Raw genomic sequence first — 13,650 nt, 5'->3', positions numbered from 1 at the left:
GCAGGACCAATCCCGCCGCCGCGTTTCCTTCGCCACCGCCGTCACTCCGCCAGCGCGTTGTATTTCTTCAGCGAGGCTTTGAGCTCCGCGAGCGCCGCATCCGGTTCGGCGCCGGCCTTCTTGGCGCCGTCGCCCCAGGTCTTGACCAGCGGCTCGGCGGCCTTCTTCCAGGCGGCGATCTGCTCGGGCGTCAGCTTGTAGACCTCATGGTTGGATTCCGCCTTCACCTTGGCGATGCCGGCGTCCTCGAACTTGCCCCAATGCTCGCCGACCGCGCCTGCCATCTCGACCGTGCAGTTCTTGTCGATCGCGGCCTTCTGCTTGTCGGACATCGCATTGTACTTGTCCTTGTTGATCACGAACACGAAGGTCGTGGTGTAGAGCGGCGCCTCCATGTCGTATTTGGTCACCTTGTCGATGCCGAACAGCACCAGTGAGCCCCAGGGGAAGGTGACGCCGTCGGCGACGCCGCGCTCGATGATGTCGCGCACTTCCGGCGCCGAGGACTGCACATTGGTGCCGCCAAGCGAGGTGACGAAGTTCGCCATGGTAGCGTGCGCCGGGCGGATCTTCATGCCCTTCACGTCCTCGGGGTTGACGATCTTCTTGGTGCGGGAATGGAACGAGGAGGGCGAGTGGACGAAGGCGAGGCAGTATTTGACGTCCTTCATCTCCTTCTCGGCATATTTGCGATACCACGCGTCGAGCCCCATCGAGCCGCCCTTGGCATCCGAGATCAGGAACGGCAATTCCCCGGCGCCGATGATCGGGAAGCGGCCGGGCTGGTAGCCGGGATTGACATAGGTGACGTCGGCGATGCCGTCGCGCGCCATGTCGTAATGGTCGAAGGCCTTGCCGAGCTGCTGGGCCGGAAACACCTTGCCGGTAATGGTGCCGCCGGAATCCTTGTTCACCGCAGCCACCCAGTCTTCCAGCGATTTCTGCAGCGGATGCGATGCCGGCACCCAGTGCGAGACCTTCAGGTCAAATGTCTTGTCCTGCGCGAGCGCGGGGCTCACGCTTGCTGCCAGCAGCAAGGCCAGACAGGCTTTCCTCATCACGCGTCTCTCCCTTTTGCGACGGCGGGCTTCGTTGGCCCGGTCTCGTTAATTAACATGTTATCTAATTCGCCGGCGCGTTCAAGCCGGAACTGAGGCCCGCCGTGTCGCGCCATCTACGTCAGTCATGTTGCATGGATTTGTCGCTGCTCGGGCGACCACCGCTCTCCCTTTGCGCAAACGTTATATGGTATAATTATCGCCTGCGAGCCTTTGCCACAAGCAGGCTGCGGTCAAAGCCTAACAGGATCGGAAGCAGCATGTATTGCGGACAAAGGTCGCAATCGTCGGCCGTTGCGGCGATGGCGGGGCTCGTTTCAAACATCTGCACAAATTCCGTTTAAAGCTTTGTAGGTGATGCATTCCTCGCGTCATTCGCTTCCAATGCAGCCGAGGCAATGAAGCGAGACCGCCATGACCCGCACCGACATCCCCGCCGGCTACGAGCCACATTTCCGCAAAGCGCCGCTGACCGATCCCTGGGAGCCGCTCTATTCGAAGAAGACCGATAAGGGCGTCACCGTCGGACTGCGCCTGGCGACGCCGCACACCAACGCCCGCGGATTGATCCATGGCGGGCTGATCGCGGCGCTCGCTGACGCCGCCATGGGCTACAGCTGCGCCCAGGCGACGGGCTGGACCACGTCATTCGTCACCATCTCGCTGTCGGTCGACTATGTCGGCGCCGCCGAGATCGGCCAATGGCTGGCGGTCGAGGGCGAGGCGATCAAGACCGGGAACACGATCTGCTTCGCGCAGTGCCTGGTGAAGGCGGACGACGCCGTGATCGCGCGGGCCAGCGGCACGTTTCGGGTAGTGCCGAAGAAGGGGTGAGGCCCAACTCTCTCCGTCGTCATGCCCGGGGCAAGCCCGGCCATGACGGAAAAGATCACCCAAACCTCCACTCCGCCGTCTCCACCACGAGGTCGACGAACGCGCGCACCTTGGCCGAGAGCAGGCGCGAGGTCGGGTAGACGATGTGGATCGGCAGCGCCGGCTGCTCGTATTGCGCCAGTACGATCTTCAGGCGCCCGCGCTTCAGGCCCTCGGCGGCCTGATAGGCCAGCACCCGCGTCACGCCGCCGCCGGCCTCGGCATATTGCAGGGCGGCGTCGGCGCTGTTGCTGATGAAGCGAGGCGACAGCGGCAGCCCGATATCGCGGCCGTCGCGCAGGAAACGCCATTCGGACCAGGGGCCGAACTGGATGGTCTGGTGCGTGGCGAGCGCTTCCGGCGTCTTCGGCTCGCCGTTGCGCTTGAGATAACCGGGCGCGGCCACCACGATCCGCCGCATCTCGCCGACCTGGCGCGCCACAAGCGAGGAATCGGCGAGATGGCCGATCCGCACCGCGGCATCGACGGCGTCCTCGACGAGGTTGACGAGATGGTCGGACAGCCTGAGTTCGGCGGCGACCTCGGGATAGCGCTTGAGATAGGCGGTCATGAGAGGCCCGACATGCAGCCGGCCGAAGCCGACCGGCGCGGACACGACGAGACGCCCGCTCGGCCGATTGCGCTCCTCCCGCGCCGAGCCGTCAGCCTCCTCGACGTCGGCGAGGATGCGCCGCGCGCGCTCCAAATAGCGCGTGCCGACGTCGGTCAGCGCCACCTGCCGCGTGGTCCGCTGCAGCAGCCGCGCGCCGAGATGCTCCTCCAGCGCCGCGATCATCCGCGTCACCGCCGACGGCGACAGCCGCAGTTTGCGCGCGGCCGGCGCGAAGCCGCGCAGGTCGGCGACCGTGACGAAGACGTGCATGGCTTCCAGGCGGTCCATGGACATTATTGCATAAATCGCAATGATGAAGTGTCAAGCTGCTCAATTGTTTTAGACGCCGAAAGGTCCAGATTAGGCGCGGAAGACGCAGCAATGCGCCGGAATTTCAGGAGATGTTCCGATGACGGCAGTTCACACCTATGCCAGCGACGTGGCCTTTTCGCCGGCGGTGAAGACGATCCAGGCGCGCAAGGGCTCGCGCGAGGCCTATGCGCGCAGCGAGCAGCGCGGCTGGCGCACCGAGGTCGACGACAATCTCGCCGCGTTCCTGGCCGACGCCAACAGCTTCTATTTCGCCACGACTTCAGCCGACGGCCAGCCCTACATCCAGCACCGCGGCGGCCCGAAGGGCTTTCTCAAGGTGCTGGACAAGCAGACGCTCGCCTTCGCCGATTACGCCGGCAACCAGCAGTTCATCACGCAAGGAAATCTCTCGGAGAATCCCAAGGCCTACATCTTCGTGATGGACTACGCCCACCGCCGCCGGGTGAAGATCTGGGGCGAGGCGCGCGTGGTCGAGGACGACGAAGCCCTGACCGCGTCGCTGATGCCGAAAGGCTACCGCGCCCGGCCCGAGCAAGTGATCCTGTTCAAGATCGCGGCCTGGGACACCAACTGTCCGCAGCACATCCCGCAGAAGTTTGATGCAGCCGATGTCGCGGCCGCGCTCGCCGCGAGGGATCAGCGGATCGCAGAGCTGGAAGCGGAGGTTGCGGCGCTGAAGGGGTAGGCGGCGAGCTTAGCCTCTAACGAAAGCTGAAGCAGGCTGCGCGGTGCACCCTCTCCCCTTGTGGGAGAGGGTGGATTCGATGCGAAGCATCGAAGCCGGGTGAGGGGTTCTGTCCTCTCGGACGGTCTCACGCGCGGAGAGAACCCCTCATCCGGCGCTTCGCGCCACCTTCTCCCACAAGGGGAGGGAAGAAGAGCGCTGAATCGCTAAATCACACTCTCGCCTTCGTGCTGGAAGCCGAGATAGCTCGCGGCCACCCGTTCGTTGGCGGCGATGTCGCTGGCCTTGCCGCTGAGCACGAACTCGCCGAGCTCCATGACGTAGGCGTGGTCCGCGATCTTCAGCGCGGCCTGCGCGTTCTGCTCGACCAGCAGCACGGAGACCCCGGCGGCGCGGAGCTCGGTGACGATACGGAAGATGTCGGCGACGATGATCGGGGCCAGGCCCAGGCTCGGCTCGTCCAGCATCAAGAGCTTCGGCTCGCCCATCAGCGCGCGGCCCATCGCGAGCATCTGCTGCTCGCCGCCGGAGAGCGTGCCGGCGAGCTGCTTGCGCCGCTCCTTGAGCCGCGGAAACAGCGCATAGACCCGCTCCATCGAGGCTTTGGCCTTGCTGCGCTCGATCCGGAACGCGCCCAACTCGAGATTGTCCTCGACATTCATGGTCACGAACAATTCGCGATGCTCGGGAACGAGACCGAGGCCCATCGCGACACGGTCCTCGATGTCGAGGCGGGCGAGATCCTGCCCGGCAAAGGCGACGCGGCCCTTCAGCGGCAGGATTCCCATGATGGCCGAGAGCAGCGTGGTCTTGCCGGCGCCGTTGGCGCCGACGATGGTGACGATCTCGTTGCTGCCGACCTCGAGCGAGACCGAACGCACCGCCTCGACCTTGCCATAGGCGACATGCGCGTCGGTGACGGACAACAGCGTGCTCATGCCGCCACTCCGAGATAGGCCTTGATCACTTCGGGATTGGTCTTGATCGTCGCCGGCGTGCCTTCCGCGATCTTGGTGCCGAAATCGAGCACCACGATGCGGTCGGCAAGGTTCATCACGAAGCCCATGTCGTGCTCGACCAAAAGGACGGACATCCCGCCGTCGCGCAGCTCGCGGAGCAGTGTTGCCAGCCGCTGCTTTTCCATGTGGCGCAGTCCGGCTGCCGGCTCGTCGAGCAGCAGCAGCATCGGATCGACGCAGAGCGCGCGGGCGATCTCGACGATGCGCTGCTGGCCGAGCGAGAGCGAGCCTGCCAGCTGGTGCATCTGCTCGGCGAGGCCGACGCGCTCGATCTGGCGGGCGGCCTCGGCGAGCAGCTTGGCCTCGTCAGCGCGGTCGAGCCGCAGCATCGAGGAGATTGGGCCGGAATGGCCGCGCAAATGTGCGCCAATCGCGACGTTCTCCAGCACGGTCATGTCGGGGACGAGCTTGACGTGCTGGAAGGTCCTGCTGATACCGAGCTTGACGATCTCCTGCGGCGGCGCGTTGTCGACCTTCCTGCCGAGCACCGAGATCGAGCCCGAGGTTGCCGACAGCACGCCGGTGATCAGGTTGAAGGTCGTGCTCTTGCCGGCGCCGTTCGGGCCGATCAGCGCGACGATCTCGCGGGCCTGCACGTCGAAGGACACGTTGTTCACCGCGACCACGCCGCCAAACTGCTTTCGCGCCTTCTCGACCTGAAGCAGGACGCCGGTCTCGGCGGGCGCGCGGGTGCGATGCTCCAGCTTCAGCGAGGTGTCCGGCTTCCTGCCGTCGGTGCGCTCGGGGAAGAACGACATCAGCCAGGGCCAGAGGCCGCCGGGCGCAAGCTGCAGCAGCGCCACCAGCATGATGCCGAACACGATGGTCTCGACCTGGCCGGAGCCCGGCAGGATCAGCGGCAGATAGCTCTGCAGCACCTCTTTCAGGATCACGACGATCGCCGCGCCCAGCACGCCGCCCCAGACATAGCCGGCGCCGCCGACCACTGCGATGAAGAGATATTCGATGCCCATATGCGCGCCGAACGGCGTCGGGTTCACGGCGCGCTGGAGATGGGCGTAGAGCCACCCGGACAGGCCGGCGAGCACCGCGGCGTGGATGAACACCAGCAGCTTTGCCCGCGGCGTGTGGACGCCGAACGCTTCGGCGGCGACATGGCCGCGGCGCAGCGCGCGGATGGCACGGCCGGTGCGGGAGTCCAAGAGGTTCATCGTCAGCAGGGCCGAGAGGATCACGGCGACCCAGATCGCGTAATAGATCGAGCCGGGCGAGAGCATCTTGAAGGCACCGATCGACAGCGGCGGGATCGCCGAGATGCCGTCGTTGCGTCCGAGAAACTCCAGCTTGCTGAACAGGTAGAACAGCCCGAGCCCCCAGGCGAGCGTGCCGAGCGGCAGATAATGCCCCGAGAGGCGCACGGTGATTAGCCCCAGCAGCACCGCGAGCGAGCCGCTGACCACGAGCGACAGCGGCAGCGTCAGCCAGGGCGACAGGCCATAGGCCGTCGTCAGCACGGCGGTGGTGTAGGCACCGAAACCGACGAAGGCGGCCTGCCCGAACGAGGTGAGGCCGCCGACGCCGGTCAGCAGCACGAGGCCCATCGCGACCAGCGCGGCAAGGCCGATATTGTCGAGCAGCACGATCCAGAACGGGGGCACGCCCGGGATGAGCGGGATCGCCGCCATGAGGATCGCGAAGACGAGGATGGGAAGCCGGCTCTGCATCGGGCTCAGTCCTTCTCTTCCTCGACCGCGGGCGCGGCGAGCGAGCGCAGCAGCAGCACGGGGATCAGCAGCATGAAGACGATCACCTCCTTGTAGTTGGAGGCATAGAAGGACGAGAACGCCTCGACGATGCCGACCACCAGCGCCGCGACGGCGGTGAGGGGATAGCTGACGAGGCCGCCGATGATCGCGGCAACGAAGCCCTTCAGCCCGATCAGGAAGCCGGAGTCGTAATACAGTGTCGTGATCGGCACGATCAGGATGCCGGAGAGTGCGCCGATCACGGAAGCCAGCAGGAAGGCGATCTGGCCCGACAGCGTGGTGCGGATGCCGGCAAGCCGCGCCCCAAGCCGGTTGACCGCGGTCGCGCGCAGCGCCTTGCCGTAGAGCGTCAGGCCGAAGAACAGCCAGAGGGCGACGATGAAGGCGATGGTGATGGCATAGACGGTGATGCTCTGGCCGGTGAAGCGCAATGCGCCGGCGGTGAAGGCGCCGGACAGCACGGCAGGCCCGCGCTGGCCTTCGGCGCCGAAGAACAACAGGCCAAGTCCCTGCAGCGCGAGATGGACGCCGACCGAGGCGATCAGCAGCACCAGCACCGAGGTGTGCGCCAGCGGCTGGAAGGCGATGCGGTAGAGATAGAGGCCGATCATCGCCACGATCACCAGCGACAGCGCGATGCAGACCGCGACCGGCGGCTTCTGCGCCGCGAGCGACAGGGTCAGCGCCAGCACGATCGCCGGCAGCACGACGTTGGCGATGAAGCTGCGGACGACCAGCTGTCCGTGCAGCGCCTTGCGCGCCACGAACAGGTCGAAGACGAAGGCGCCGATGCCGAGCGCCAGCGCCAGCTTTGCCGTGCCCGGCATCTGGCCGGCGGCCAGCGAGGCATAGGTCAGCGCGCCGTAGGTGACGAATTCGCCCTGGGGAATGAGGATGACGCGGGTGACGGCGAACACCAGCACCAGCGCCAGGCCGAGCAGCGCATAGATCGCGCCATTGGTGATGCCGTCCTGCACCAGGAACAGCATGATGGTGGTATTCAAGACCGGACGCTCCCCCTAATCCGGACCGGTCCCCTCGATTGCGGTGGACGGTCCGCTCACAGCCATTGAAAAACGCAGGCGATATTTGGTATGGTCCATAACAATTATCAAATATAACTTCAAGGGTGGGAACGACCCGCCCCGGAATTTAGCGGGATTACGAGCACGAGGCGATGACCGTTTCCAAAACCGCTGAAAAGTCCTCCGACAAGCCGGCCGACGCGGCCAAGGGCCGCAAGGAGGCAGGCGAGCCGCAGGCGGAGGCCCTCCAGCTCGGCGAGCTTTCCGAGCAGCTCGGCTATGTCCTGAAACGTGCGCAGCTCAAGGTGTTCGAGAATTTCCTGCGCTGCATGGCCTCGCTCCAGCTGACGCCGGCGCAGTTCTCGGTGCTGCTCCTGGTCGAGAAAAACCCCGGCCGTAACCAGACCGAGATCGCCTCCACGCTCGGCATCCTCAGGCCGAACTTCGTAGCCATGCTCGACAATCTGGAGAGCCGCGACCTCTGTGCGCGGATCCGCTCCACCAACGACCGGCGCTCGCACATCCTGGTCTTGACCGACAAGGGCAAGGCCGTGCTGGCGCGCGCCAAGAAGCTCGTCGCCACCAAGCACGAGGCCCGGCTGAACGACTTGCTCGGCCAGGCCAACCGCGAAGCCCTGATCGAGATGCTCGCGAAGATCGCCAACGAGTTTTGACTCTTACCCTCCAGGGGAGGGTAAGCGAACGTCAATCCACCAAAATCACCCTGATGTCGTTCACGTTGGTCAGCGTCGGTCCAGGCTGTAGCAGGTCGCCGGTCGCCTCGAAAAACGTGGTGGCGTCGTTGTTGGCGAGATAGGCCTGCGGCTCGAGCCCCAGCGCCTTCATCTTCGCGAACGTCGCCGCATCTATCAGCGCGCCGGCGGGGTCGGTCGGGTGGCCGGCGCCGCCATCGGCGCCGTCGGTGTCGCCGGCCAGCGCCGCGATGCCGGAAGTGTCCTTCAAGAGCGAGGCCAGGGCCAGCGCGTATTCCTGGTTCGGCCCGCCGCGCCCGTTGCCGCGCACGGTGACCGTGAGCTCGCCGCCGGAGAGAATCGCGACGCGCTTGCCCTGGCTGCGTGCCTGAAGCGCCAGCCTGGCGTGATCGGCGGCGACCTCGCGCGCCTCGCCTTCGAGATCGGCGCCGAGATCGATGGTCTCGTAGCCGGCCTCGCGCGCGAGCTTGACCGCGGCGTCCAGCGACTGCTTGGGCCGCGCGATCAGCTCGAACGAGGCGCGCGCAAAGGCGGCGTCGCCCGGCTTGCAGCTCTCGTTGTTGGGATCGTCGAGCGCGCGGCGCACCGCATCGTCGATGTCGAGCCTGTATTTCGCCACGATCGCGCGCGCATCCGCCAGCGTGGTCGGATCGGGCACGGTGGGGCCGGAGGCGATCGCGGACGGATCGTCATGCGGCACGTCGGAGATCGCGAGCGTCACGATCTCCGCGGCGTTGCTGCCAGCGCGGGCGAGGCGGCCGCCCTTGATCCGCGACAGGTGCTTGCGCACGACGTTCATCTCGCCGATCGGCGCGCCCGAGCGCAGCAGCGCCTTGTTGACCGCCTGCTTCTGCGCGAAGCTGATGCCGTCCACCGGCGCGATCCAGTTGGCCGAGCCGCCGCCGGTGAGCAGCACCAGCAGGAGATCGTCCGGCCCGGCCTCGCCCGCGAGTGCGAGCGTGTCGGCCGCGCCCTTCAGGCCGGCTTCGTCAGGCACGGGATGACCGGCCTCGACCACGCGAATGCTGCGCGTCGGCACGCCGTAGCCGTGGCGCGTGGTGGCGATGCCGACGAGGCGCTCCGGCGCCAATCCCAGCGCATCGAGATAATGCCGCTCCGCGGCTGCGGCCATCGCGCCGGCGCCCTTGCCGGCCGCGAGGCAGATCACGCGCCCCCTGGGCGCAGGTCGCAGGTGAGGGGCCAGCACCATTTCGGGATGGGCGGCGGCGACGGCCGCGTCGTAGAGCGCGCGGAGCAGGGGGCGTCGGTCGGTCATGGACAATGGCCTTGCGCAGACTGGACTGGCGGCGAGGAGGTCGCCGCCATCTGCCTACCGCATCGTGTGCCAAAGCGTAAGCGCCTTCGCCGTCATTCGATTGTGCAATCGCGTGATCATAATTGCCACACAAGCAGAAGCCCCCTGCGCGATCAGCGCAGGGGGCTCGTCGTCCGGGCTTTGAAGCTTCTAGCCGCCGGCGTCGGCGCTGATCACCTCGCCGAACAGGTCCCACTTGTCGCCCTTGAACTTCATCAGCTGCAGCGAGCTGATCGGTGCGAAGTCGTTCGGCCCGGTACTGATCTTGATGCCGGGCAGCAGCACTTCGGTGCGGAAGTCCTTCAGGCTCGCCGCCTGCTTCATGACGTTCTCGCGCGTGAGATTGTCGCCGCATTTCTTCAGCACTTCGACCAGCGTCTGCGCGACGCCGTAGCCGACGATGGTGCCGCCGTCGAGCTTGTCGCCCTCGGGGAAGTACTTCGTCATGAACTCCAGGAACGCCTTCATGCCGGCGTCGTCCTTCCACTGCGGATCGGAGACGTCCTTCAGATAGGCGGCCGAGATGATGTCCTGCGAATTCTCGAAGCCGGCGGGCTTGATCACGCTGCCGACCGAGGCCGAGACGTTGTTGAGGAAGTGGGTCGGCTTCCAGCCGATCTCGGAGATCTTCTTGATCGCCTGCGCCGCGAACTTCGGCGTGGTGATGTTGATGAAGACGTCGGCGCCGGTGGCTTTCAGCTTGACGATGTGGTTGTCGATGGTCGGCTCCGAAGTCTCGTAGCTTTCCTCCAGCACGATCATGCTCGCGGCCTTGGCCCCCAAGCCGTCCTTCAGGCCCTTCAGGTAATCCTTGCCGTAATCGTCGTTCTGGTAGAGCACGCCGATCTTGGCGTTCGGCATGGCCTTGAGGATGTATTTCGCGTAGATCTGCGTCTCGCTCTGGTAGTTGGGTTGCCAGCCCATGGTCCACGGGAAGTTCTGCGGATCGTTCCACTTGGTGGCGCCGGTGGCTACGAACAGCTGCGGCACCTTCTTCGAGTTCATGTATTTCTGGATCGCGGAGTTCGGCGGCGTGCCGAGCGAGTTGAAGACGAGCAGCACCTCGTCGCTCTCGACCAGCTTGCGCGCCTGCTCCACCGTCTTCGGCGGCGAGTAGGCGTCGTCGTAGGAGACGAAATTGATCTTGCGGCCGTTGATGCCGCCCTCTTCGTTGATCTTCTTGAAATAGGCGGCTTCGGTGCGACCGATGATGCCGTAGGCGGAGGCCGGTCCGCTGTAGGGCATGATGTTGCCGATCTTGATCTCGGTATCGGTCGCACCGGTATCGTATTTCTTCTGGGCCGTTGCGGTTGAGGCCGAGGCCGCGATGAGCGCGAGCGCCAATGATGCGGCCGCAAGCTTGCCGGTGACAGCAGGCATTCCAATCTCCCTGTTTTTCTTTGTGTGTGCGTCCCTTTTCTTGTCTCGTTTTTCTTCGCGACGCGGCCGCAATTCAATACGATTTGCCTGAACGCTTCAAGGAAAAGCCCCTGCGGCATGGCCGCAGGGGCTGCGTCTTTACTCGATTTGGCTACATCTTGAGCAAGTGGTTAATGGTCAGCCGCCGACGTCGCCGCTCAGCACCTCGCCAAATGGCACCCAATGCTCGCCCTTGAACCGGATCAGTTGCAGCTGCGACAGCGGCGCGAAGTCGGTGGCCGAGGTGTTGACCTTGATGCCCGGCAACAGGCCCGCCGGCTCGAAGTCCTTGATGTTGGCGGCCTGCTTCATGATGTTTTCGCGGGTCAGATTGTCGCCGCATGCCTTGAGCACGTGAACGAGGCCTTGGGCGACGATGTAGCCGTACATTACCGAGGCATCGGCGCGGTTCGCTTCCGGATAGTACTTATCCAGAAATTCGTTCCAGGCGATCATCGCCTTGTCGTTTTTCCACTGCGCGTCGGTCGGATCCTTGAAATATTGCGACGAGATGATGTCCTGCGCGTTCTCGAATCCGGCCGGCTTGATTACGCTGCCGATCGAGGCCGAGACGTTGTTGAGGAAGTGCAGCGGCTTCCAGCCGATCTCGGCGTTCTTCTTGATCGCCTGTGCCGCGAATTTCGGCGTCGTGATGTTGAAGAACACGTCGGCGTTGGTCGACTTCATCTTGACGATGTGGGAGTCAATGGTCGGCTCGGAGACTTCGTAGCTGTCCTCGATGACGATCATCGAGGCGGCCTTGGCTCCGAGCCCGTCCTTGAACCCCTTCAGATAGTCCTTGCCGTAATCGTCGTTCTGGTAGAGCACGGCGATCTTGGCGTTCGGATGGTTCTTCAGGATGTACTTGGCGTAGATGATCGACTCGATCTGGTAGTTGGGTTGCCAGCCCATCGTCCACGGGAAGGTCTGCGGGTCGTTCCACTTCGTGGCGCCGGTGGCGACGAACAGCTGCGGAACCTTCTTCTGGTTCATGTACTTCTGGATCGCCGAGTTCGGCGGGGTGCCGAGCGAGTTGAAGATCAGCAGCACCTCGTCGCTCTCGACCAGCTTGCGCGCCTGCTCCACGGTCTTCGGCGGGGAATAGGCGTCGTCATAGGTGATGAAGTTGATCTTGCGGCCGTTAATGCCGCCTTCTGCGTTGATCTTGCGGAAATAGGCCTCTTCGGTCTTGCCGATCACGCCGTAGGCGGACGCGGGACCGCTATAGGGCATGATGTTGCCGATCTTGATCTCCGTGTCGGATGCGCCGGTGTCGTATTTCTTCTGCGCGAGCGCTGTCGTGGACAGCGTGGCGGCTAGCACGAGGGCAGCCGAGAAGGCCCCCAATCGCACATGCATTGCAGGCATTTTGATCTCCCTGGACAGGATTGAATGTGTCGTTTGTTCTTGTTGGGAGCGATCGTTGCGCGTCGCTCCGTCACGCATTCAATACCTATCCACGGCCGTCAGCAAGAAGAACGCCTGCACGGGCCTCGCGCAGGCGGCGATCTCGTCGAAGGCGGTGCTGAATATTCCGGCGCGTGAGATTCTTTTTGCGGGGCAAACTCACCGCTTGAGTTGCTTTACGAGAAGGCGGCTATTTTGAATTGCGTCGTTCAGTGGCTCATCTCGCTCGAGATGATGTCGCCGAACAGCTCCCATTTCCTGCCCTTGAAGCGCATCATCTGCAGCTGCTCGATCGGGGCGAAATCGTCGGGCGCGGTGTTGATCTTGATGCCTGGCAGCAGCGTGTCGGGTGCGAAGTCCTTCAGGCTGGCGGCCTGCTTCATGACGTTCTCGCGGGTGAGATCGTCGCTGCACATCTGCAGCACCTTCACGATGGTCTGTGCGGCGGCATAGCCGTACACGACGCCGGCATCGAGCTTGTTGGCCCTGGGCTCGTATTGCGCGAGGAAACTGTAGAACTTCTTCATGCCGTCGTCGGCATTCCACTGCGGGTCGGAGCCGTCCTTGGTGTAGGTCGCCGACAGGATGCCTTGCGAGACTTCAATGCCCGCCGGCTCCAATACGCCGCTGACCGAAGCCGAGACGTTGGAGATGATGTGCATCGGATGCCAGTTGATCTCCGCGGCTTTCTTGATTCCCTGCGCGGCGAATTTCTGGTTGGTGAGGCTGATGAAGATATCGGCGCCGGCCGCCTTCAGCTTCACGACTCGCTCGTCGATTGCGGGCTCGGACGTGTCGTAGGCCTCCTCCCGCACGATCATCGAAGCCTTGGCGCCGAGGCCCTCCTTCAACCCGTTTAGATAGTCCTTGCCGAAATCGTCGTTCTGGTAGAGCACGCCGATCTTTCCGTTTGGCTTCTCCTTCATGATGTATTTGGCATAGATCCGGGCCTCGCTGACGTAGCTCGGCTGCCAGCCCATGGTCCAGGGATATTGCTTGGGGTCGTTCCATTTCGAGGCGCCGCTCGCCACGAACAATTGCGGCACCTTCTTCTCGTTCATGTACTTGCGGATGGCGCTGTTGGTGGAGGTGCCGAGCGAGCCGAAGATCAGCAGCACGTTGTCGCTCTCGACCAGTTTTCGCGCCTGTTCCACCGTCTTCGGCGGCGAATAGCCGTCGTCATAGGAGATGAATCTGATCTTGCGGCCGTTGATGCCGCCCTCGGCATTGATCTTGTTGAAGTAGGCTTCCTCGGTCCTGCCGATCGCAGCATAGCCGGAGGCCGGACCGCTGTAGGGCATGATGTTACCGATCTTGATCTCGGTATCGGACGCGCCGCTGTCGTATTTCTTCTGCGCCAGCGCCTCGCCGCTCATTGCAGTGCACAAGGCAAGCGCGGCCCAGAGCGTCGCAACCTGGGAACGAACGGCGGCCATTGCTCTCCTACCCCGGGATGGATCGAT

At 64.1% G+C, this 13,650-nt stretch carries 12 protein-coding genes; 3 read left to right on the top strand and 9 right to left on the bottom strand.

What is annotated here, in order from left to right; genetic code table 11:
• Window positions 1-41: 41 nt before the first annotated feature.
• Window positions 42-1,058, bottom strand: a complete 1,017-nt coding sequence (locus N2605_RS30145; protein ID WP_035997913.1) for a TRAP transporter substrate-binding protein — start codon at window positions 1,056-1,058, stop codon at window positions 42-44.
• A 414-nt stretch (window positions 1,059-1,472) separates the two neighbouring features.
• On the opposite strand from N2605_RS30145, the gene N2605_RS30140 reads away from it, so the two are divergent.
• Complete coding sequence (locus tag N2605_RS30140) at window positions 1,473-1,892, top strand: PaaI family thioesterase (protein WP_035997915.1); 420 nt, start codon at window positions 1,473-1,475, stop codon at window positions 1,890-1,892.
• A 55-nt stretch (window positions 1,893-1,947) separates the two neighbouring features.
• On the opposite strand, the gene N2605_RS30135 is transcribed toward N2605_RS30140, so the two are convergent.
• Window positions 1,948-2,832, bottom strand: a complete 885-nt coding sequence (locus N2605_RS30135; protein ID WP_035997918.1) for a LysR family transcriptional regulator — start codon at window positions 2,830-2,832, stop codon at window positions 1,948-1,950.
• A 121-nt stretch (window positions 2,833-2,953) separates the two neighbouring features.
• Between N2605_RS30135 and N2605_RS30130 the strand changes: the two genes are divergently transcribed.
• The gene (locus tag N2605_RS30130) at window positions 2,954-3,562 is read left to right on the top strand and encodes a pyridoxamine 5'-phosphate oxidase family protein (protein ID WP_260344390.1); all 609 of its coding nucleotides are present in this window, start codon (window positions 2,954-2,956) and stop codon (window positions 3,560-3,562) included.
• Between the two features lie 206 nt (window positions 3,563-3,768).
• Here N2605_RS30130 and N2605_RS30125 read toward each other — a convergent pair whose 3' ends face one another.
• The 3 genes from N2605_RS30125 to N2605_RS30115 are packed head-to-tail and all read right to left on the bottom strand — an operon-like array spanning window position 3,769 to window position 7,312.
• On the bottom strand, window positions 3,769-4,500 hold the full coding sequence (locus tag N2605_RS30125) for an ABC transporter ATP-binding protein (protein ID WP_260344387.1): 732 nt from the start codon (window positions 4,498-4,500) through the stop codon (window positions 3,769-3,771).
• Window positions 4,497-6,266: a branched-chain amino acid ABC transporter ATP-binding protein/permease gene (locus tag N2605_RS30120; RefSeq protein WP_128264314.1), complete on the bottom strand. Its 1,770-nt coding sequence runs from the start codon at window positions 6,264-6,266 to the stop codon at window positions 4,497-4,499. Before N2605_RS30120 ends, N2605_RS30125 begins: the two co-directional genes overlap by 4 nt.
• 5 nt (window positions 6,267-6,271) lie before the next feature.
• A complete protein-coding gene (locus tag N2605_RS30115; RefSeq protein WP_260344384.1) occupies window positions 6,272-7,312 on the bottom strand; it encodes a branched-chain amino acid ABC transporter permease in 1,041 nt (346 codons plus the stop codon).
• 173 nt (window positions 7,313-7,485) lie between these two features.
• On the opposite strand from N2605_RS30115, the gene N2605_RS30110 reads away from it, so the two are divergent.
• Entirely contained in the window at window positions 7,486-8,007 is a 522-nt protein-coding gene (locus tag N2605_RS30110) for a MarR family winged helix-turn-helix transcriptional regulator (protein ID WP_035997926.1), read from the top strand.
• 31 nt (window positions 8,008-8,038) lie between these two features.
• Here the strand turns inward: N2605_RS30110 and N2605_RS30105 are convergent, their stop codons facing one another.
• From N2605_RS30105 to N2605_RS30090, 4 genes are all read right to left on the bottom strand, one after another.
• The gene (locus N2605_RS30105) at window positions 8,039-9,322 is read right to left on the bottom strand and encodes a glycerate kinase type-2 family protein (protein WP_225156737.1); all 1,284 of its coding nucleotides are present in this window, start codon (window positions 9,320-9,322) and stop codon (window positions 8,039-8,041) included.
• 189 nt (window positions 9,323-9,511) lie between these two features.
• On the bottom strand, window positions 9,512-10,741 hold the full coding sequence (locus N2605_RS30100; protein ID WP_035997932.1) for an ABC transporter substrate-binding protein: 1,230 nt from the start codon (window positions 10,739-10,741) through the stop codon (window positions 9,512-9,514).
• Window positions 10,742-10,918: 177 nt separating this feature from the next.
• Window positions 10,919-12,148 carry an ABC transporter substrate-binding protein gene (locus N2605_RS30095; RefSeq protein ID WP_035997935.1) on the bottom strand — a complete coding sequence of 410 codons (1,230 nt, stop codon included), beginning with the start codon at window positions 12,146-12,148 and terminating at the stop codon, window positions 10,919-10,921.
• 248 nt (window positions 12,149-12,396) lie between these two features.
• Window positions 12,397-13,623 carry an ABC transporter substrate-binding protein gene (locus N2605_RS30090; protein WP_260344380.1) on the bottom strand — a complete coding sequence of 409 codons (1,227 nt, stop codon included), beginning with the start codon at window positions 13,621-13,623 and terminating at the stop codon, window positions 12,397-12,399.
• Between the last annotated feature and the right edge of the window lie 27 nt (window positions 13,624-13,650).

Source organism: Bradyrhizobium yuanmingense (assembly GCF_025200905.1).
GTDB lineage: Bacteria > Pseudomonadota > Alphaproteobacteria > Rhizobiales > Xanthobacteraceae > Bradyrhizobium > Bradyrhizobium yuanmingense.
This window is presented reverse-complemented; position numbering and strand designations above follow the sequence as displayed.

What these genes read in the sequence shown, in the direction of transcription:
- N2605_RS30110 (WP_035997926.1), top strand. Translation starts at nt 7,486, where the DNA reads ATGACCGTTTCCAAAACCGCTGAAAAGTCCTCCGACAAGCCGGCCGAC.
- N2605_RS30105 (WP_225156737.1), bottom strand. Translation starts at nt 9,322, where the DNA reads ATGACCGACCGACGCCCCCTGCTCCGCGCGCTCTACGACGCGGCCGTC.
- N2605_RS30120 (WP_128264314.1), bottom strand. Translation starts at nt 6,266, where the DNA reads ATGCAGAGCCGGCTTCCCATCCTCGTCTTCGCGATCCTCATGGCGGCG.
- N2605_RS30090 (WP_260344380.1), bottom strand. Translation starts at nt 13,623, where the DNA reads ATGGCCGCCGTTCGTTCCCAGGTTGCGACGCTCTGGGCCGCGCTTGCC.
- N2605_RS30095 (WP_035997935.1), bottom strand. Translation starts at nt 12,148, where the DNA reads ATGCCTGCAATGCATGTGCGATTGGGGGCCTTCTCGGCTGCCCTCGTG.
- N2605_RS30125 (WP_260344387.1), bottom strand. Translation starts at nt 4,500, where the DNA reads ATGAGCACGCTGTTGTCCGTCACCGACGCGCATGTCGCCTATGGCAAG.
- N2605_RS30130 (WP_260344390.1), top strand. Translation starts at nt 2,954, where the DNA reads ATGACGGCAGTTCACACCTATGCCAGCGACGTGGCCTTTTCGCCGGCG.
- N2605_RS30135 (WP_035997918.1), bottom strand. Translation starts at nt 2,832, where the DNA reads ATGGACCGCCTGGAAGCCATGCACGTCTTCGTCACGGTCGCCGACCTG.
- N2605_RS30145 (WP_035997913.1), bottom strand. Translation starts at nt 1,058, where the DNA reads ATGAGGAAAGCCTGTCTGGCCTTGCTGCTGGCAGCAAGCGTGAGCCCC.
- N2605_RS30100 (WP_035997932.1), bottom strand. Translation starts at nt 10,741, where the DNA reads ATGCCTGCTGTCACCGGCAAGCTTGCGGCCGCATCATTGGCGCTCGCG.
- N2605_RS30140 (WP_035997915.1), top strand. Translation starts at nt 1,473, where the DNA reads ATGACCCGCACCGACATCCCCGCCGGCTACGAGCCACATTTCCGCAAA.